The organism is Virgibacillus oceani, assembly GCF_041521345.1.
GTDB lineage: Bacteria > Bacillota > Bacilli > Bacillales > Amphibacillaceae > Virgibacillus_N > Virgibacillus_N oceani_A.
This window is the reverse complement of sequence record NZ_JBGOHB010000001.1, coordinates 331017-351849: the sequence shown is the minus strand read 5'-3', so window position 1 is coordinate 351849 and position 20833 is coordinate 331017. Positions and strand designations below refer to the sequence as shown.

General features: G+C 39.1%; 16 protein-coding genes and 2 pseudogenes. 14 read left to right on the top strand and 4 right to left on the bottom strand.

The genetic code is table 11. The annotated features are described in order from the left end of the window. Positions 1-51 precede the first annotated feature (51 nt). The 6 genes and pseudogenes from ACDX78_RS01695 to ACDX78_RS01670 all read left to right on the top strand — a co-directional run. Positions 52-1896 (top strand): annotated as a pseudogene (locus ACDX78_RS01695) (Xaa-Pro dipeptidyl-peptidase); the annotation flags it as partial. A gap of 30 nt (positions 1897-1926) precedes the next feature. Continuing rightward, positions 1927-2178: an FIMAH domain-containing protein gene (locus ACDX78_RS01690; RefSeq protein WP_486024877.1), complete on the top strand. Its 252-nt coding sequence runs from the start codon at positions 1927-1929 to the stop codon at positions 2176-2178. Positions 2179-2410: 232 nt separating this feature from the next. After that, positions 2411-5110, top strand: a complete 2700-nt coding sequence (locus ACDX78_RS01685; RefSeq protein ID WP_486024789.1) for a M64 family metallopeptidase — start codon at positions 2411-2413, stop codon at positions 5108-5110. 171 nt (positions 5111-5281) lie between these two features. Further along, positions 5282-6994, top strand: a pseudogene (locus ACDX78_RS01680) (Xaa-Pro dipeptidyl-peptidase); the annotation flags it as partial. Beyond that, entirely contained in the window at positions 6983-7279 is a 297-nt protein-coding gene (locus tag ACDX78_RS01675; protein ID WP_486024876.1) for an FIMAH domain-containing protein, read from the top strand. The pseudogene ACDX78_RS01680 and the gene ACDX78_RS01675, both read left to right, overlap by 12 nt. A gap of 490 nt (positions 7280-7769) precedes the next feature. Further along, positions 7770-8192 (top strand): hypothetical protein, encoded by a 423-nt coding sequence (locus ACDX78_RS01670; protein ID WP_486024788.1) that lies wholly within the window; start codon positions 7770-7772, stop codon positions 8190-8192. A gap of 111 nt (positions 8193-8303) precedes the next feature. Here ACDX78_RS01670 and ACDX78_RS01665 read toward each other — a convergent pair whose 3' ends face one another. Then, positions 8304-8534: a hypothetical protein gene (locus tag ACDX78_RS01665; protein ID WP_486024787.1), complete on the bottom strand. Its 231-nt coding sequence runs from the start codon at positions 8532-8534 to the stop codon at positions 8304-8306. A 141-nt stretch (positions 8535-8675) separates the two neighbouring features. Between ACDX78_RS01665 and ACDX78_RS01660 the strand changes: the two genes are divergently transcribed. The 6 genes from ACDX78_RS01660 (at position 8676) to ACDX78_RS01635 (ending at position 15352) form a co-directional block, all read left to right on the top strand. Then, the gene (locus ACDX78_RS01660; protein WP_486024786.1) at positions 8676-9275 is read left to right on the top strand and encodes an SCO family protein; all 600 of its coding nucleotides are present in this window, start codon (positions 8676-8678) and stop codon (positions 9273-9275) included. Positions 9276-9301: 26 nt separating this feature from the next. Next, a complete protein-coding gene (locus tag ACDX78_RS01655; RefSeq protein WP_486024784.1) occupies positions 9302-10171 on the top strand; it encodes a hypothetical protein in 870 nt (289 codons plus the stop codon). Positions 10172-10250: 79 nt separating this feature from the next. Beyond that, the gene (locus ACDX78_RS01650; RefSeq protein WP_486024782.1) at positions 10251-10568 is read left to right on the top strand and encodes a hypothetical protein; all 318 of its coding nucleotides are present in this window, start codon (positions 10251-10253) and stop codon (positions 10566-10568) included. Positions 10569-10581: 13 nt separating this feature from the next. Beyond that, a complete protein-coding gene (locus ACDX78_RS01645) occupies positions 10582-10884 on the top strand; it encodes a hypothetical protein (RefSeq protein ID WP_486024780.1) in 303 nt (100 codons plus the stop codon). Between the two features lie 22 nt (positions 10885-10906). Beyond that, positions 10907-14554, top strand: coding sequence for a multicopper oxidase domain-containing protein (locus ACDX78_RS01640; protein ID WP_486024778.1), 3648 nt, complete (start codon positions 10907-10909; stop codon positions 14552-14554). Positions 14555-14584: 30 nt separating this feature from the next. Next, complete coding sequence (locus tag ACDX78_RS01635) at positions 14585-15352, top strand: hypothetical protein (protein ID WP_486024777.1); 768 nt, start codon at positions 14585-14587, stop codon at positions 15350-15352. Positions 15353-15565: 213 nt separating this feature from the next. On the opposite strand, the gene ACDX78_RS01630 is transcribed toward ACDX78_RS01635, so the two are convergent. Beyond that, positions 15566-15814, bottom strand: coding sequence for a hypothetical protein (locus ACDX78_RS01630; protein ID WP_486024776.1), 249 nt, complete (start codon positions 15812-15814; stop codon positions 15566-15568). Positions 15815-15895: 81 nt separating this feature from the next. Between ACDX78_RS01630 and ACDX78_RS01625 the strand changes: the two genes are divergently transcribed. After that, on the top strand, positions 15896-16204 hold the full coding sequence (locus ACDX78_RS01625; RefSeq protein WP_486024774.1) for a hypothetical protein: 309 nt from the start codon (positions 15896-15898) through the stop codon (positions 16202-16204). Positions 16205-17472: 1268 nt separating this feature from the next. Here the strand turns inward: ACDX78_RS01625 and ACDX78_RS01620 are convergent. Then, on the bottom strand, positions 17473-18213 hold the full coding sequence (locus tag ACDX78_RS01620) for a pirin family protein (RefSeq protein WP_486024772.1): 741 nt from the start codon (positions 18211-18213) through the stop codon (positions 17473-17475). A 422-nt stretch (positions 18214-18635) separates the two neighbouring features. Between ACDX78_RS01620 and ACDX78_RS01615 the strand changes: the two genes are divergently transcribed. Continuing rightward, the gene (locus ACDX78_RS01615; protein WP_486024770.1) at positions 18636-18863 is read left to right on the top strand and encodes an endonuclease/exonuclease/phosphatase family protein; all 228 of its coding nucleotides are present in this window, start codon (positions 18636-18638) and stop codon (positions 18861-18863) included. A gap of 635 nt (positions 18864-19498) precedes the next feature. Here the strand turns inward: ACDX78_RS01615 and ACDX78_RS01610 are convergent. After that, positions 19499-20464 (bottom strand): MBL fold metallo-hydrolase, encoded by a 966-nt coding sequence (locus ACDX78_RS01610; RefSeq protein ID WP_486024768.1) that lies wholly within the window; start codon positions 20462-20464, stop codon positions 19499-19501. Between the last annotated feature and the right edge of the window lie 369 nt (positions 20465-20833).

Sequence of the window (20833 nt, the reverse complement as noted above, 5' to 3'; positions counted from 1 at the left end):
AGGAAAAAGAAAAAAGTGAATCTCTAAAAATAAAAGTAGGAGCTGGAATTATTGAAGAAAAAAACATTCTTTTTGTTGTCGATAAGTTTTCTCCTTTTCGTCACTCCTAATTTAGGTGCAGAAAATGCTTTTGCCAACACGGATGGCCAAGAAGGACAACTGAACCTTAATGGTCAAATTCCGGAAACTGCTCTAGATTCGACAAACATTGAGGTTAAAGATGGCATGACGCAACCGATTTATTCAACAGATGATGTGATTCTTGAAAATTTATTTGTCGAAACAACAGTTGATAGTGATGGTGACGGAAAATTGGATCAAGTTGAAATTGAAGTCATGCGCCCGAATACTGAATCGGGTATTCAGGTGCCGGTAATATTCGAGATGAGCCCGTATCGGGGTGGATCAAATGCTATTGAATATTACGATATTGAACACGAGCTTTATGCTGTTGGCGAGCATCATATTTTTTCCGATCATTTTGATATGGGTGAACGTATAGAGGAAGGAACGATTAATGCACAGCTGGGTAGTTATGGAGATTATTATATCCCGCGCGGTTACGCTGTCATTTTAGGATATAGCATCGGTGCCGGAGGATCGACGGGTTGCCCGACTACCGGTGGCGAGAACGAAATTCTTGGCACGAAAGCGGTGATTGACTGGCTAAACGGCAATGCACGGGCATTCACCGAAGATGGTGAAGAAGTTACTGCCGATTGGTCAACCGGTAATGTTGGTATGACGGGCGTTTCATATAATGGTACACTTCCAAACGGTGTTGCTACTACAGGTGTTGAGGGGCTGCAGACGATTATACCGATCGCCTCCATAAGCAGCTGGTATGACTACTATCGTGCTAACGGTGCTGTATCCGGGAACCCTTCATGGGATGCTGACCTTTTGGCAGAGTATGTTTTAACGCGGGATAACCCGGAAGTGTGTGATGATGTATTGGCAGAGATGGTTCAAAATCAAGATCGACAAACAGGTGACTATAATGATTTTTGGGAAGAGCGTAACTATGTGCCGAATGCAGGAAATATTGAGGCCAGCGTCTTTGTTGTGCATGGTCTTAATGACTGGAATACGAAGACGAAGCATTTCTCGCAATGGTGGGAGGCTTTAAGTGAGAATGATATAGATCGAAAACTGTGGCTCCACCAAGGAGATCATGAAACGCCGAACGCTAATGATTGGCAAAAAACACAGCATAGATGGTTTGATTTCTGGCTCTACGGTATTGAAAATGGCATCACAGATGAGCCACTTGTTGATGTTGAGAGAGAAGACGGCACATGGCATCAACAAGATGCTTGGCCAGAAGATGAAATGACCGAAAGAACGCTTCACTTGAAGGCTGGAACAGAGGGTGAAAGTGGTATTCTCAGTGGTAATTCCATTGTGCACAACCCATTGGATACTGAGAATTTTTTCGACAACCAATCTATGAGGGATTATGGAATCATTGGCGATATTGAAATAAGCAATTCAGATCGTTTAACCTATCTCTCACCGGTATTAACGGAAGAAGTTCGAATCAGCGGAACCCCTGAAATAACAATAGAAGCAAGTATTGACCGCCCGGTGACAAATCTGACTGTATTACTTGTAGATTATGATGGAGAAAGTCCGGAGGTTATCACACGTGGCTGGATGGATCCCCAGAATTTGGAGTCATCTTCCGAGTCGGTCCCTCTAACTCCAAATCAGGAATATTCGTTCACATGGGACATGCAGCCGCATGACTATGTGTTTGAAAGTGGAAATCAAATCGGGATCGTTATTGATCAGAGTGACTGGGGTCAATTTCAAAACACAATTCGTCCAGAGCCTGGTGCTGAGCTTACAGTAATTCCTGCACTCAGTGAGTTAACACTGCCAATTGTAGGGGACGATGATACATTAACGGTGACAGCAGGCAGTATGGAGTCGCTAATTGAGCGTTTTGAGGAAGAAGGATCGTTCGAAAATCAAGATGCAGCTCATTCCTTGAAGATTCATTTAGCTGCGGTGAGTCGTTACGAGAATCAAGAAGATTTTGACAAAGTTATCCGACATATGGAGCAAGGCTTTAAGTATTTGCTTGACCATCAGTTAGACAATGAATTGGTTTCTGAGGAAGCGTACAATACCTTGATGGATCATACCGATTACCTGATAAAAAAATGGAGATAAGCTGGCCATGAATCGAAGAAAATATCCAGGTCTTTGGTCGAGGCAATTCAATAAGGGGGTGAGGAAAAACACGTGGTTATTTTAAGGGGAGATTGTTGATATTTTCATAGATTGGCCACGGAGAATGAATTGATTTCTGAAGAGGCGGGTTAATAGAGAAATGGGATTGATGAAGACAGTTTCTGTGGTATGTAAGAACATGTCACAGAGAGTATTGTAATCAGACAACGGGGTGAATATTATTAAAAAATATCTATTAGTGATGTTATCGGGACTTTTAATTGGCATAGGTATGGCTGCAGAGCAAGGAAGCACTATCGTCTCGGCAGAAGAAAATGACTTGAAAGCCAGGGATGTAAATGTTGTTCCGCTTCAAGAAACCGGGCCTGCAGAAGAACGATTGAATCTGATTATTTTCGGAGACGGCTATACGACCGATGAGATGGATAAATTCCATGAAGATGTGGACCGGAATCAAAATGTACAGTGGAGTGTGGAGCCATTTCGCAGCTACCGAAATTATTTCAATGTGTACATGGTGGAAACACCTTCTATAGATTCTGGAATCAGTTGTGATCCAGATGATGAAAATATCCGTCGTGATACTGTTTTCAATTTACAGTATGCAAGAACCTGTCCAGCTGCTGAACTGGCACGAGGAGTTACGTATGGTTCCGGTGGATCGGCAGCACGAAATGAGATCCTCAGAGAACATGTGGCACCTGAGTTGGGTATTCCCGCAGGGGCACAGAATATTCAGACGCTAGCACTTGCAAATACTTCAACATATGGCGGCATAGGAGGTACGCACGCTACCACAACTGGCGGAAGTCCCCAAGGGCCGTTAGTTTCAATACATGAACTTGGACACTCATTAGGTAATTTGCGAGATGAGTATGCATATTCGAATCGGGACGTACCTGGAGGTGCTTACCCAGATGAGGAGCCAAGCTCGTTCCATCACACAAGAATGAGTGCTGAAGAGATGATAGAGAACGAAGCTAAATGGTGGCGTTGGCTGGGTGAAGAAAGTGAGTCTGGAGGGATCATCCGAGCAGCAGATCCGGATGGCTATGAAAGTGGAAATCTACACAGCGAGAACATCTGGCGACCTAGCGAACATTCGATGATGAGGCATACCGGTTTCTACTTTGACCAGGTGGGGCGTGAACACATGACCCAACGAATCACGGGAATGCGTAATCGCGGAGAGATGCCGCTGTCTTCAACACCTGAAGGGGAAGTGGGCACTGATGATGTCGTATGGGTTGAAACAATGTATCCAAGATTTCATGAACTGAATGTAACCTGGGAAATTAACGGAGAAGAAGTGGCATCGGAACAGAACAGTCGCTTCTTGGAATTGGCTGAACTTGGTGTGGAGGATGGAGACACCGTGAAAGTCATGGTGCTGGATGAGACAGAGTTCGTGCGTGATCCGGAGTTTCTGGAAGGACCGAGAATGACCCAAACCCGAAAGTGGACAGTGGGTGCGTTTTTGCCGGAGAAGGAAGTAGACGTACAATTTACTAAACATGCATCAACAGAACGTCCCCTTGCACATGATGAAATCGCTTACGTTGAAACGGCTAACCCAAATGATCGAGTGCTGGATGTAACTTGGGAGTTAAACGGCGAAGAAGTCATGGATGCGCACAACAGTCGGCTGTTTGACTTGAGCGCTCAAGATCTTCCTGAAGGTGCTTCCGAGTTAACTGCCGTTTTGAGTGACCCTAAAGAATCTAATGGCGACTCAGATACGGTTACCTGGACAGTTGACAATGGTATGCCTGAGGCACCAAGAACACTTTCCGAGCCGCTTACTTCATTATCAGACGAAGATGATCACAATGTGTACTTCAATGAGTTCGATATGTCACTCGAACCTGAAGATGATCAAGAGGGATTTGTGGTCGGTGAGCTTCGTTTGAATGGAAACGGCTGGTACAACTATTATGGATTCCCTGAAGAGACCATTGATGCTCCATTTACATTCTCTCATTCTGGTACTGACATCAAGGCACTCACCTACGGAAACCTTGGCACGGGCGGATTGTCGAAAGTAACTTTTGAGCAATCCTACACCGAGGATGATCCAGGTGGAGCTTTTGTACCTGGTTTTGGCACACATACCATTGAGCATCGCGCTATTGATGCTTCCGGAAACATCGGGGAAGCAGATGAGTTCAATGCAACCGTACTGCCTGGTGAATCACCTGCATGTATCGAGACTATTTCCGGCGATCACAATGGCCGATTAGTTATAAGCGAAGGTATCATTTGTCTAGAGGATGCTGTTGTAAACGGTGGTATCACGGTAGAAGATGGTGCTTCCCTCGTGGCTTTCAACAGTTCAATCAATGGCGGTTTAAATGCTGACAATGCAAATACGGTACAAATGTTTGGAACGACTGTGAGCGGTGCGTCTACGATCAATGAAACAGCCAGTGACATTACGCTTGCAGGGAATGAATTTAACGGAAATCTCACGCTTTCTGATAATGTTCAAATTTCCGCTAATGATCAATATGGAGCGTATGGACCCATTTTTGCAGGAAACACGCTCGATGGCTTATTGGTGTGCGATAGAAATAATCATGACGTGACCGATTTTGGTGCTGTTAATGAATTGAACGGTCCTGCGATTGGACAATGTGCAGAACTAGGGGTTAGTGTACCCAGCACCCAAAATCTTGTGGAAGAACTTGAAGAAGAGGGTGAGTTCTCAAATGAAGCAACCATTCGCGCCTTGCGACTGCATTTAACTACAGTAGCTCCTTATGAAAACCAACAAGAAGGAGAAAAAGTCGTAAAACACATGGGTGGCTTCCAAATTTTGCTTGACCATCAACTCGCAAACGAAATGATCTCCGAAGATGCATATGACAGACTAAATATTCAGGTTGAAGCATTAAAGGACGTGTGGGGATAGATTACAAGAGTCTCTGTGGCAGAACAAAGGACTGTCACAGAGAACACTTAAAAATGGGGGATAGATATGAAGACAAAAATTTCATATTTAATGATTTTGTTTGTTTTACTTTTGTCTGTGTTTACCGGGGGAAATGGCTTTACAGTAACAGAACGATCCACTGCATTTGCAATGGACAGTGACATCCCTTTGAATGGTCAAATTCCGGAAACAGCTTCGGATTCTACGAGAATAGAACTGGAAGATGGTATGACTTCACCGATTTACTCAACGGATGACGCGATTATTGAAAAATTATTTGTAGAGACCGAGATTGATAGCGATGGAGATGGCGAACTGGATGTTGTATCTATTGAAGTGATGAGACCAGATACTGAAACTGGCGTCGAAGTCCCGGTTATTTTTGAAATGAGTCCTTATCGTGCAGGAATAAATCCGATCAATTTTCATGATGTTGATGTGGATTTGACACCGGTTGGGAATCTTCAAGCAGTCCCTTATGCAGTCGAAACACAAAGTCAAAATCTTGGTCGATTAGGAAATTATTATGTACCGCGTGGCTATGGTGTCATTCTTGGGGAGAGTATTGGATCTGGCAACGCAACGGGATGTCCTACTACGGGGGATGAAAATGAAATCTTGGGTACGAAAGCAGTCATTGATTGGCTGAATGGAAATGCAAAAGCATTCAATGAAGACGGCGAAGAAGTCAGCGCTGACTGGTCAACTGGAAATGTTGGGATGACCGGAGCTTCTTATAATGGAACGCTTCCAAACGGTGTTGCTACTACCGGTGTCGAGGGACTCAAAACGATTATACCGGTGGTTGCGATCAGCAGCTGGTATGATTATTTTCGTGCCAATGGAGCCGTTGTAGCACCGGGAGGCTACCAAGGTGAGGATGCGGATAACTTAGCAGAAGGTGTATTGACGCGTGACAACCGTGAAGTTTGTGAGGACTTGATAACAGAATTATACGAAGAGCAAGACCGAGCGTCCGGTGATTATAACGACTTCTGGGCAGCGCGTGATTATGTAAAAGATGCAGATCAGATTGAAGCCAGTGTTTTAGTCGTTCACGGTCTTAATGACTGGAATGTGAAAACAATGCAATTTGCCCAATGGTGGGAAGCGCTCGGAGACCATGATGTTACTCGTAAAATGTGGCTGCATCAAGGCGGGCACGGCGGGACATCCGCCAATAACTGGCAGGACACGGAAAACAGATGGTTTGACTATTGGTTGTATGGCATCGAAAACGGCATTGTGGACGAACCCATGGTAGATATCGAACGCGAGGATGGCAGTTGGAATCAGGAAGCCGACTGGCCAGCGGTCGATATGGAGGAGATTTCACTTCATTTTAATAAAGCAAATGAAGGAAAGGGCGGAACACTCAGTATAAACGATAAAAACGGAAACGGTACAGAAATTTTTACCGACGATCCGATGATAGAAGCAAATCAGCTAGCGGCAGATCCTCAATTAAGCGATCCGAATCGTCTGGCTTATTTATCACCGGCACTCACCGAAGACGTTCGCCTGAGCGGGATACCGGAAGTGAAAATCGAAGCGAGCATTGATCGGCCGGTTGCCAATTTAACGGCATTGCTCGTGGATTACAGCGGCACTAGTCCAGAGATTATATCACGCGGGTGGATGGATCCGCAAAATAGACACTCGTCTGAACAATCGGAAGCGATCGTTCCTGGTGAAGTATATACATTCCATTGGGATATGCAGCCAAAGGACCATGTATTTGAAGCAGGCCATCAAATTGGCGTGGTCATCATGGCCAGTGATTATGAATATACTATTCGTCCACCGGGAGGAACGGAAATCACCGTACTGCCGGGTAACAGCGAGATCATTTTGCCGCTCGTTGCAGATACGGAATCTATCAATATAAGTGCAGCCAGCTTGGAAAACCTTGTTGCCCAATTTGATGAAGAAGGCGCATTTTCAGATGAAGAAGCCGTTCGTGCTTTGCAACTTCACTTAACAGCTATCGGGCATTATGAATACCAGGGAGAAGCAGAAAAAGTGGTTCGGCATATGGATGGTTTTCAGGTTCTGATTGACTATCAGCTGAATGAGGAATTAATTTCTCATGAAGCATACGGCAGTCTGCAGGTTCAAGCAGAAGTACTTGCCGATCATTGGGAATAAATCGAGGTCTTGGAGTGGAACTGTAGCAACCGATGAAAAAGGCGGTTGCTACAGCAAGGACCCATGAAAGAAAAAGTAACCAAAGAAGTTTAAAGCAGCAATATCTTTTCATTTGAATATACACACGAGCCCAATCAGAATCACTAGTTGAAAGCAGCATTAATCTTTTGTGTACCAAGGGATTAATGCTTTTTAATCTTTTTTGAAATGTGATGATTTACGCCCTAATCCTTTATACACCCCTCCAATTCTGCCTAAACTCCTTACAGTTTTTCATATCTCGGTTTTATATAACTTTATTGGTTTTAAAATCCACAGATGGTAACAACAAGCGTCATTTGAGCACCCATATCAACCAAAAACAATACAATTGTTCTATCATTATTATTCTTTTAAGACTTTAACAAGAGCCTAACCTAAATACTCCTTCTTGCATATAGTAAAGCAGTAATTGAACAATTTTAGGATAACCTATCTAGAGGTGAAGCCATTGATTGAATCTTATTATCTTCAGCTTTTTTTTATCGGTAATTTTGTCGTTGCAACATTTCTGTATGTATATTTGTATAAAAATAGAAAATTAATAGGTTTTCAATTAGGTATGAATATCGCTTTAATTTTAGGTGGTATCATTGCCATCGCTTCTGGAGTGCTTTTAATGGCACAATTTCCATTTCATTATACAGAAGTAACGATTACGACAACACTCATTGGAATTATTGCAGGTAGTGTCTTTGGAGCGATGTTTGATTATCAAACTTTCTTAACAGGATTTACGAATGGCCTAATGATGGGGATTATGTCTCCTATGATTGGAGCAGTAATCGATAATAATTTTACCTTTATCTTTTTCATGGAATTTACCTTAGTCATGGTGGTCATCTTAGTTATCATCTCCATGAGGGGATCGTAATGGAGGATTTGATATGGTTTATTTTTTAATTAGCTTGTTAATTTTAAATATTTTATTTGCCATGAAGCTTTACCGGTCACTTCGTATAAAAAAATTTTTATTTACAGACCGCTATTCGATGACAATCGCTATGAATTCTTCGATGATTATCCCACTTGTTATATCCATGTTGCTTGTATTTCTCTTTCCATTATCTTTTACTATCATGTCCATTTTTTCTGTGTTTTTCGGTTCGATAGTAGGTATCCTTTTTGGCGCCTTAGGAAAACCGCATTCCATACTTACTGGTGTGTCGTCAGGCATCATAGGTGGACTTACTGGTTCAATGGTTGGTGGTGTCATTCTTGACCCATCCCTTTGCGGTCTACCATCCTTAAGTAACATCATGATAACTCAAAACATGTTGGTTTTTAGTATACTTTCAACATTTCTTTGTATGATAAGCTGTTCATTAATTAAATATTCTTTAAAGGTGTGAATAAGATGATTAGAAAAAGAACGAAATTACTCCTATCCTTTTTTATCATCCTTTTAGCAGGTGGATTACTTTACTATTTATTCTCCATGCAAAATCAGCTGCCAGTCATAAAGAAGATAGAAAATATAAAATTGGATTCTGTTTTAACGGATGATTATAATTTGCACAATAAAAAGATTAAAATAGTTGCATTCATGTTTACCAAATGTCCTGATATTTGTCCAATGACAATGGTTGATTTATCCCGATTACAAACAGAGCTAAAAAAGACGGACTTATTCCAGAATGAAGTGCAAATAGTGACCATAACGCTTGATCCTGAATTTGATACTGAAAAAGTATTAAAGAATTATTCCGAACGTTTTGATGTTGATCCAAATGGTTGGTTTATGCAACGTGGGACAATAACTGAAACTGAAGACGCCGCAAAACAATTTCAAATGACTTATCAGAGAGATGAAAATGGAATGATAACGCATGGAACAAATATGTATCTAGTTGATGGAAACGACCGCATCCGCGCCGTTCATGAAATGAACATTATGGGAGAACCTGTTGATTTAGAAGCAATGATGGAAAATATAAAACGACTCACCAAAGAATAGGCAATGTATTGCTTATTCTTTTTTAGATGAAAAGAGAAATTGTTGTCTTTCAGGACAATCTCCCAGTACATACTCCCTCACATTCATACAATATTATTACAGAAATGCAGAAAGGGGCTTTAGTTATGCAGGATGAGATCAGACATGAAGAATACGTAAAGTTACTTCTGGAAAAGCGGAAACAAGAAATTATTAAATCCGATCCAGTAAATGAGATTAATCTTATGAGCGGGGAGGGCTTAACCTCCCCTATTAGTAGTGTTTCATTAGAAGAAACCCGTATCTTACAGGAGTATATGGAACAAAAAAATTTATTCCATACTACCTCAGTAGATACAAACAAGAGAAAGGTCTTAACCTTAAGGAGGTTTTTTCAAAAGAAGAGAAATCAGCAAGTTATCATATATGCCAATATAGCAGGTGAAATAACTTTATATAAAGGAAAGGTGAATGCCATTGGAAGAGATTTCGTAACAATAACCAACTTAAAAGACCGGATCTGGATACCTTATGACCATATTGATGCTGCCAATATTCCGTATGGTATCCCTAACTATTCAAATACCCACCAACATTATCTTTATGATAATGACCTTAGGAAAAAATTACTACTGAACTTTGGTGAAGTCGTTTCACAAAAAGACGCACTTATTCAACAATTTCATTTTGAATCCCTCCGAACTAATTTAGCTAGATGGGAGAATACATGGGTGAAGGTTAAGCTTTCTAATCATGAAACTTGTTATGGAAAGATAAATAATTCATCAGAAAACACACTCAGAATTAAACATTTTCGAAAAGCACACGAAATTCCCTTAGAACAGATTGAAGCAATTGAAACAATTCGTCTCTTTCAAATATTCACGAGGTTAGTAAAAATAGGCTTAAAGTTTTAATGAATTGGGTTATTACAACTGTCTCATTTAATTAAGGTGAATACAGTAATACAGAAACCTATTTAAAGGGGGCTATCGTATGAGTAAATGGTTTTCTGAAAATGATGAGCAATTTTTTGAGGATGATTTATTTCGTGAATTTCAAGATTTAATAGGGAAAAATATTCTAATCGTTACGCAATCACCACAGCTTAATTTATTAGGTCAGACTTTTCGTCCGATTTTCACTGGAGAGGTAAATGAAGTGGAACCAGGACATGTTACACTTTTCCCTGTCATTATTAAAATAGTAAATGCACCATTTTATAATTTCCCTTTACCTTTAAGTATACCTTTTGAGCGAATTGCTGTATTCACCCCAGATTGGGATCCAGATAAAAGGTTCCCATTAACTTAAGAGGAGTGTAAATATGAGTAATAATAAAACATTTACAAATGGTCAAAATGTACCTGTTAACATAATTCATGATGAAGCAATTATACAACGTTTTATAGATGGTATTGGTAGTAAAGTATTTGTCCTTATTCCAAACTTTCCATTTATATTTATCGGAACTATTAAAGAAGTTATAGATGATCATGCAATTATTTTTGTCGAGACAACGTCACAAGCTCCTTTGGAGAAACGTGAATGGAATATTCATATCCATTCCATTGAAGTATTTTATATTGAACGGTCAGGTGGACCTAAAATTCCCGAACTGAAAGAATAAGTAAAGAAAGGAGGAAAAGAATATGAAACGATTTTTTCATGTAGTTGCTATTCCTATTCGCATTGTTGTCAATACCTTTGGTGACCATAATCCAACAGGTGCGATGTATGTATTAAAAGAAAACGAAGGAAAAGTACGTTCAGCAGTACGAAAAAATCCATTTACTCCTGTTGACCTTGTTGAGCCGCTTGTCATTCGAGCAAATGAGGGAGATATTGTTGAAATAATATTAGAGAACAAACTGCCTTATGCAGCAGGGATGCACTTTTCTGAAGCGGATTATGACGTGTTAAAGGCCGACGGTTCTTATGTTGGTTTTAATCCTAACACTTTAGCAGAACCTGGAGAGAAAATAAAGTATACAATTAATGCTACACTTGAGGGTAATTACTTTTTTTCTGACTTAGGGAACGTCTCCAGTACTGAAAAAGGATCAAATACGGATGGTCTTTATGGAGCACTATTAGTTCAAAAACGTGGTTCTACTTGGACAGATCCTGTTACAGGTGAACCACTGAAAAGCGGTGTATATGCGGATATTCATAACCAATTATTACCATCTTTCCGTGAATATGCATGGATTTTCAATGATGAAATGGAAGTGGATGATCTAACTGGCAATCGCCCAATAAATCATGTTACTGGTCAGGAAGCTGATTCCTTCCATGGTGTAAATTACCGCTATGAACCGGAGTGGCGCAGGAAGCAATTAATTGACGAAGGAGTTGTAGCTCCTGAGGCAGATGGTGAAGAAGTACACCATGATTCCTGGGTGTATGGAGATCCTGCCACACCGATTTTGAGAGGGTATGTAGGAGATCCGTCTATCATTCGTGTTCTTCATGGAGGCGTAAAAGAAACTCATGTCTTTCACTATCATGTTCATCAATGGTTTCGCGATCCATTTAATCTTAATACTGAAATATTGGATGCACAAGCAATTAGTCCACAATCCACTTATAATGTTCAACCTTTATATGGACTAGGAAGTCTCCATGGGGCTATCGGTGATGTTATTATTCATTGTCACTTGTACCCACACTTTGGTGCAGGTATGTGGGGAATGAATCGGATTTTCAACACCCTTCAAGATGGGAGTCAATGCTATCCGAACGGAGAGCCTATTATAGCATTACAACCTCTTCCAGACCGACCAGTGCCACCAAAACCAACGAAAGCAAAACCTGGATTTCCTAACTTTATTCCTGGTAAGGTTGGCTGTAAAGCACCGAGACCACCTCTTGGGATAATTAATGGAAGAGACATGACCGAATTAGAGGAAAATGCAGCTATTCCAAATGCCAGACCAGGAGCAGTATTTGCTGAACCCGCTTTGGAAAATGCGATTGTAAAAGAATTTAACATTTCTTTAATTGAAGTGCCTATGGTATATAATCGTCATGGTTGGCATGACCCTAAAGGTAGAATGTATGTATTTGATGAAGATATCGATGATATTCTATCTGGTAAAAAAGAACCTGAGCCACTTATATTCCACCAAAATGCTGGTTCAAGTATACGGGTTAATTTCACCAATCGAACACCACATATACTTGACGGAGATGCATTTCAACTTGTAACTAGAACCTACGAGAATGCTATGCATATTCACTTTGTAAAATTTGACGTCCTTGTAACTGACGGTGCAAACGTTGGCTGGAACTATGATTCAGGTGTACTTCCTAAAGAGACGATACGGTATGAATATTATGCTGATGTGGAACTAAAAGCATGGTTCTTCCATGACCATTTATTTGCAACCGTTCACCAGCAACATGGTGTGTTTGGTTCGGGAGTGGTTCACCCACGATTTTCAACACTCGTAGATTCAGCAACTGGCAAAGAAGTAAATCGAGGTTCTCAAATTACAGTAGAAAACCCGCTTATTCCTGATTACCGTGATTTTGCATTAATGGTTCATGATTTTTCCCTAATTTTTGACAAGGATGGAGAACCTTTAAACCCACCTAACTTTCCAGGTTCATCAGATGATCCAGGGCTCTTTGGAGTTAACTATAAGAATGAACCTTTGCGTTTTCGTCTAGGTAAGGACAAGGACCCAGCATATTCCTTTAGTTCCCATGTCAATGGAGATCCTATAACGCCTATTTTAAAAGCTTATGAAGGTGACCCTATTCGCATTCGATTATTACAAGGAGCACAAGAAGAATCTCATAGCTTTAACGTCCATGGCTTAAAATGGTTGCCTGAGCGTGGAGATCTTCAATCCGAAATGGAAGACCAACAACATATTGGAATTTCTGAATCTTTTACCTTTGAAACCTATATTCCTCGAGCTGGGGATTATTTATGGACATTTGAAACAGAAGAAGATCTTTGGAATGGATTATGGGGATTAATTCGGGCATTTGGTGAAGAAGTGCCGGATTTAATACCTTTATCAGACCGTCCACGTCCACCTAAACGTACGAAACCCTTACCGAAATGCACAGGTAAACCTCCTAAAAAATCAAAACTAAAACTTGATCTTTTTCCAGATGCAACAAGGTTATTACGATATAACGTCGTAGCTTTCCAGACCCCGATTATTTACAACAAACGCTACGGTGAGCATGATCCATTTGGTATTGTATTTGCATTAGAAGAAGATATGGAAGCCATTATAAAAGGAGAGAAAAACCCTGAACCACTCATAATTCGGGGGAATGTTGGAGATTTGGTTGAAGTACGATTAAAGAGTTTTCTGGAATTTGATAAATTTGAATTTAAAGATGGAATTTACCCTTATCCACGAGTTAAGGAGCAGGCCTTCTATCCACCTTCATTACGAATATCCTTACACCCACAAATGCTTGATTATGATATTCAGAATTCAGCGGGTGAAACGGTTGGGTTTAATCCTGATCAAACAGTGGGACCAGGTGAAGTAAAAGTATATCGTTGGTTTGTAGATGATGATCATGGTGTATGCGGACTTTGGGATATGGCTGACATCAGAAATCATCGCTCACAAGGAGCTTTTGGAGCTTTTGTCGCAGAATCACGCGGAACAGTATGGCTAGACCCATATACACTGAAGCCAAAGAAAACTGGATCACATGTAGTTTTAAGAAATCCTTTCCTTCCAGATACCCGTGAATTTGTTATGTTAATGCACGATGGTGTTCGATTAAGGGATGCTGCTAATCAGCTAATCATCGACCCATTTGATGGAGTATTATTAGGAGCAGATGAAGAAAACGAAGAATTGGCAGACACGTATGATGATGGTTCCAGAGGATTTAACTATCGTACGGAAAGACTAATTAATCGGTTTAATGAATACCCGAATTTAGGTGACTTATTTAGCTCAAAAGTATTTGAAGATCCCTCTACTCCTTTATATGAAGCCTATGCTGGAGACCCAGTAACAATCAGACTCGTAACTCCTGCTGAAAGAAGGCGTGCCCACACCTTTCGATTACATGGCCATTCTTGGCGATTTGATCCAAAAGATACTGATTCTAGAGTCCAGTCTTTTGTTGGAGTGAATGTTATGGGCAAACGAGCAAATCTTGAATTATTAAATGGGGCTGGTGGTTTTTTTGCATTTCCTGGTGATTATATGTATCGTTCCGGAAATATTCGTTGGGATATCGAACTAGGAATGTGGGGAATTATGCGTGTTCATAGAAATCGAACGAAACATTTAAAATTCTTGGATTATTAAGTCAATATCCTTTTTTTAAGGAGAGAAAATATGAAAACACACACTTGTGAACGCTGTCCTGAATTTACACCTGCAGGAACATCAAATGATTTTTGTATTCCAGATTACTGTTGTCCAGATAAAATAGAACAGCCACAGCTTACCTCGCCAACTTCCTGTATGCCACAGGAACAACTTGAGGAACTAGAAGAAAATATTGCCCAAGTAAATCAAATATTATTAGATCTAGCACTTTCAGGAAAAAGAGATAATAATCAAATATTCCAAAGAGCATTTGATGCGTTAGTCGGGAAGAAAGTAACGATTATCATTAATTGTCCACGATTAGACGGGGGGAGGGGTTCAATTGAACGAATAGGTAGAGTATCTTTAGTAGGCTTTGATTTTGTTGCAATAAGGGATAAAGAGAAACAAATGATCATTATCCCATTCCAAAAGGTTCATAAAATAAAACTGTCTGGAAGTTATGCGGAAATAGTTAATGAAAATGAAGAGGAGTTGGAAAATATTGATCCCTGTTTAAGAAGAAAAATTACATTCCAATTTGGAAAAATCGTCTCATCCTCTCCAGTGCTTATTCAAAACTTTTTCAGACTTAGGCTAGTAAACTATCTTCTTTTACTTGTGGATAAAAAGGTTGGAATTCGCTTCGAAGATGAATTTATAAATGATCATATCAATCATGTCAACCGAGAAAATGTTTCCTTTTGTTCCAACAAAAATAAAAGTGATAATTTAATCAATAGTATTTGTTATATTGTGGTGCCTAACAAAAAAAATAAGAAAAGACAGCCATAGCTTCATGTTATGGTTGTCTTTTCTATTCTGGATTAACTACATATTTTTTATCTAGCAGATGATCAAATAAAATTAGTGGGGTAAGGACATAAGTTGAAAACCAATTGAATATGGGTGAACAAGATTTATTAAAATTTAATTTCATATGGTTTTAAAAGGATATTGTTCCAGTGTTTTTTCATAATCAACTTTTACGATGCTAATTACAAAACATTAATCATCTAATTTAACAGACTTTATGGAGTCTATAGGTATAATTAATGTTCTGTGATGCACTCCTGTATCCCTATGGCTGTGATGTTTAATTACATTTCTTTGTGAGAGTGACGTATGAGCGCTTTTCTTCATTTTGATCTCGACAAAATCAGACCCAACAAAACAAATTTCTCCGTGAACTTCTTTGTTTTCTTCTAATCTCAATTTTACTAAACATCCATGAAGCTGACGAAGTCTAAAATTCATTCCTCCCTGTAGCCCACCTAGACGTAATCTGAAATTATCGTCACATAAAAATCGATCAATAAAACAATTGTGAGATTTGTGATGATTACGATGGCAATGACAATTGTAATGGTGATTATGGCAATGACAGTTGTGATGGTGATCATGGCAATGACAGTTGTGATGTTGGTCATGGCAATGACAGTTGTGATGGTGATCATGGCAATGACGGTTGTGATGTTGGTCATGGTAATGATCGCTGTGATGTTGGTCATGGCAGTGACAGTTGTGATGATCGTGGTCGTGAAATTCATGGAGATGAAAATCGTGTTCTCTCATTTTCCTAGACTTATTATTACAAGTAATGTTTTGACCTTTTTTCCATCTTATCGCAGAATTTGTTCGGGTTGAAGTGGAATATTTGGACATTTTTTTACCTCCTATCTAACAAATCCATTCACTAATTAGGATATGTTAGTTCTATTCACTTTGAAAGGTACACATGTCTTTTTCCTTTCCCTGCATACTATAGAATGGAATAAACAACTAGTGAACTTATTGGCAAAATCTATAGAAGTCAGGGCAATAGTATTTTAGGGGAAAAGAAAAATGATAAAGATTTATTAAACTAAGCCGTATATGACAATGGACTACTGGCATCTTTGTTAAAAGTGAAATTTGCAGCTAAGAAGATAAAAGATGCAAATATAAAGCTTTGTATTCATTCAAAAGTCGATCCAAAAATCTTTAAGACTTCTCACTATAAAGAACACATTATGATGGTGATAGATATGTGGAAGTAGGTTTAGCTACTATTGCTGCCCCCGCCGCTATTATAAAAGGGCTATCCATAGAAACTCTCTCTTATCTTTTCCAAAGAGAAAAAATGACTCTTAAATATTTTCTAGTTGTGGCATTTTTAATCAAACTCTAGAAAGTATTTAAAGCACTGTTAGTTAAAAACGCTGGGAACGAAATTCTCCATTAATTACTTCAACAACTATTGGTTTAGGGGATTAAGAATCTTCTTTGTGTATATAATTTAATAGGGCGTATAGCAAGAGCTAATGGGATAAAGATGTTTACCTAAATCAGGTTTTAGGTGGCATTTAAATCGGCAATCGAATTAAGCGCTTTACAGAAACAGGAGCTTAATAAGAAACAACAAGTGATGCTTTTAATATTCAACCCTTTGTATTTTCAGACTAAACAAGTCAAGTCCCATTGTTTAATTATGTTTTTTTAGTCTCCACATTTTTGTATAATATAAGGAAAGGTAAGGGAAAATTGCGGTAACGTAACGTCTCCAATACTTTATGTTGCAGAAGCAATGAAAATAGGGAAATTCCGTTTTATGGTGCCTGCAATTTCGTGTGGATTATCTTTAAGTATCATTAATTTATAACAGGAAGGGACAGAAATGGTTTGGATTTTGACGTGTTCCTTATTCTGTCTAGGTTTGCATGTTTTTGTGAATAAAATGGAAATTCAAGATGAATTGATTCCTAAGTGAGAGGGAATGTAGAGATAGAAAAATTGATTTTAAACCCTAATTAATGAATAAATGGGCGTGATACCTGGCATCAGAACAGATGGGGTATCACGATTTCTTATTTTATCCTTTTACGATCCTCAAAAATAAACTCCATGAGCCTTTTATTTCTCAGCCTGAAATAAGTTCACTGATTTTGAATTCCGCTGATGGTCCCGTCAAGCGTCATTGGCGCGTTCATATCAACCAAAAATAATACAATCGTTGCATCTTTAGTTGCTGTAATTGGCGGAAGATCCTGTTCAAGGTCAGTGACAGCTTCATACTTTCCAAGGGTTAGGTCTCCTATTGTGATTTCACCCTGCATTACATAGAGAAAAGGTTTAAGACCTTCATGAACAGGAATTTTCAGTGTTTTCCCGGCTTTTGGGTGGGCATCAAAAATATAGGTATTTTGTCTAACTGTCAGAGGTGCATCAATTCCATCCGGATCTGCCATAAGATACCAGTCATCATTAGATAGCGGCTTTCCATGAAATTGAATATTTGGTGGGAGGTGTGGGTCACAAGGCCTGACGAAAATTTGCAGCATTTCGACGTCCTCATTTTTTGCCTTTTCTTCATGCCAGAAGCTTTCTCCGGCATTCATGAACATTAATCTGCCTTTTTTAATTGCATCTTCAAGTCCAGCCGAGTCTTTGTGATAGGAGATCCCTTCCCAGACATAGCTTAAAATTTCATCGTTCACATGATCATGCATTTTAATTGTTAATCCATTTTTCATGAAGGCATGATCGATATTGGAAAGAGGGCCAGAAGCAAAGTCTTCTGTATCCGTTTTGCAAATTTTTCCAGGGTGGATTCTTTTGATTGTAAAATATCCTTTAGGTGGCTCTGTATGATTCCCTGCATCAAGCTTTCTAAGCATTATTTCTCCTCCGTTCTGCATCTTTTATTGTAAATTATGGAGGAGAAAAGAGAGGATGGCAATGAAAAAGTTTGGTGGGTATTATGAGACTCCTATAGCTTTTGTTTTACTTTTTGAATGGAATTCAAAGCTCACTGAAATGACTTGGGGTGAAGCTACCCACCTTGAATAAGTCTCTGTATCCAGTCTTTCATATCAATCAATCGATTATATCCTGGATTTGAGTCTGTACCCGTTACAATCAGCGGCACAATAGCATTACTTTCGTGCAAGGAACCATGTGAGCCGTCTCCCGGGTGGTAGGTGTTCCTTCAGCAATAAACTCATACTCTGGTTTGGCATCTGCCACAAGGAAATTTCCTTCATGCGAATGCATTACACTGTACAGCCTGGCGAGTGCATTTCCAAAAAGGAAGATTTCGATGAAAAGATTGCCTCTAATCTGTAAACAGATCCAGGAATTAGATTTAGATTGTTTCTTTATGGAATTTATATTCTGGACATCATACGAAGTGAAAGAAGGATTAATAATGGAGTTTTTCGTCATGACTTTCAATATTCGTCATAGAAAGAATAGCCTGGATGAGATTGCAAACACTATAGTAAAAAGTAAGGCAGACATTATTGGACTTAATGAGATGGGTAAATAAAATGATAAATCAAGGAAAGTCCATGGGGTAAATAATCCGATAGTTCAGTGAAAATAGGCCGAATTCAAATTCAGCCAGATTCATTAATTTCGGAGGAAGTATCGTCAAAAACATGTCATATCTCATTGTTGATTTATATTTTTTCAGCCTGTACTTTTTGGTATAATATAAGTAAAGATAAGAAAAAATTGCGGTAACATGACGTCTCCATACTTTAAATTCCAAAAGCAATGAAAATGGGGGAAGTCCCGTAATAAACTATGGCTGATACCCAATTCAATGTGGATGGTAAAATGAGATGAATTGGGACAAGCATGGTTCTGGTTTAATGGTGGCTGCAATTTGATGTAGGTTATCTTTGGGTATCATTAATTCATAACAGGAGGGGACTTAAATGGTTTGGATATTGACGTATTCCTTATTCTGTGTCTGTCTGCATGTTTTTGTAAATAAAATGGAAATTCACGATGAATTGATTCCTGAGTGAGAGGGAATGGAGATAGATAAATGTGGTGACAAAAACCCAATTAATTAATAAATGAGCGTGGTACCTGCCATCAGAATTGGTGGAGGTAACACGCTTTTTTATTTTAAAAGGGTTTTTGGGCAGTTGTCTCCGGCATGTTATCTGTTGTTCAACTTGTTACTGCATAATGCCAAGCACCATTTTTCATTTCTTTTGTGATCTGCTGCCTGTTTTCCAGATAATCAAGATGTCCGATTACTTCCGACATCACTAAAGAAAATTGACTGACATAAACCTTGCCATAAATAGATTGGGCTATTTCACTTCCCGTTCCAAAACCTTCCCTAATACTTTCAATTACTTTTCCTGCTTTCCTGTCAATACCGGCCAATCGCTTATGAATCAATTCATTCGGTTCTTCTATAACTTTGCCATGACCTGAATATACGCTTTTCACATTTAAGTCCCGGACAGTCTCCAGTGACTTTTTATGCTGACTTACAGTTGGAAGGCGTCTGCCTGATGGATCTGGCTCAATTAAAGCATTACTGGAAATGTGGTTAATTAACAAATCACCGGCAAAAAGGTCTCGTTCCTTTTCATCAAACAATGCGATTTGATCCGGGGCATGCCCTGGTACTTTTATAATTTCAAAATTCTCATGCTCATTCCCGAGTGGTGTCACATCAGGTTTTATTGATTTTGAGCTATTTTTTTCAATAGCCTTTTTCAAATAAGCTGCTTGTATATCTCCTGTCTTGCCACACCCCATTTCTTTGTAGAGTTCCGCAAAGAAGTCCAATCTCATCTCGAGAAAATCACGATCCCTTTTCAAACGGGGGATGGCTTCCTCGGAAGCATATACAGGGATGGAGTGGTTTTCGGTAATCCAATTGACTAGCCCAACGTGGTCGACATGATTGTGAGTTAGAACAATTTCTGAAAGATCCTCCAAAGAGAATCTATTTTTCTGTAGAACGGTATGTAATGCCTTTTTGTTATCATCATTGTTTAACCCGGCATCTACCAACATGAGTGATTTCCCAGTTTCGACTAAATAAAAGTTGACTGTTTTTAAACTTGAAGTTACATCTACTATAATTGGAAAAATATTATAGTGGTTCTTTTTAGACACTAAAGTTGCTCCTTTCCAGATCTGCAACATTTGATTATCGCTTAAGGTATTCTATGTTTAACAAGCCTTTACACTATATATCATAACATTTTGCCAAATGTTTGAACACTTTTGAATTATTGTCCCATGAAAGTCTGGCAGAAAAAATAGTAGGATTTTCATGTCATTAAATCACCTCTGCATAGAAATTCGCAATGTAATCTTTTCTTAATAATACTGAAACAGTAGATAAATGTAACTAATAAATTGTCCGAAATGATAGATTAATCCCGGTTACAAGACGCATTCTTTTTGTTAAATAAATAGAAAATGATGGAAGTATTCTGAAGAAATTTGAATAATACGTTTGGAAAATGCTTGAAAAGGTTA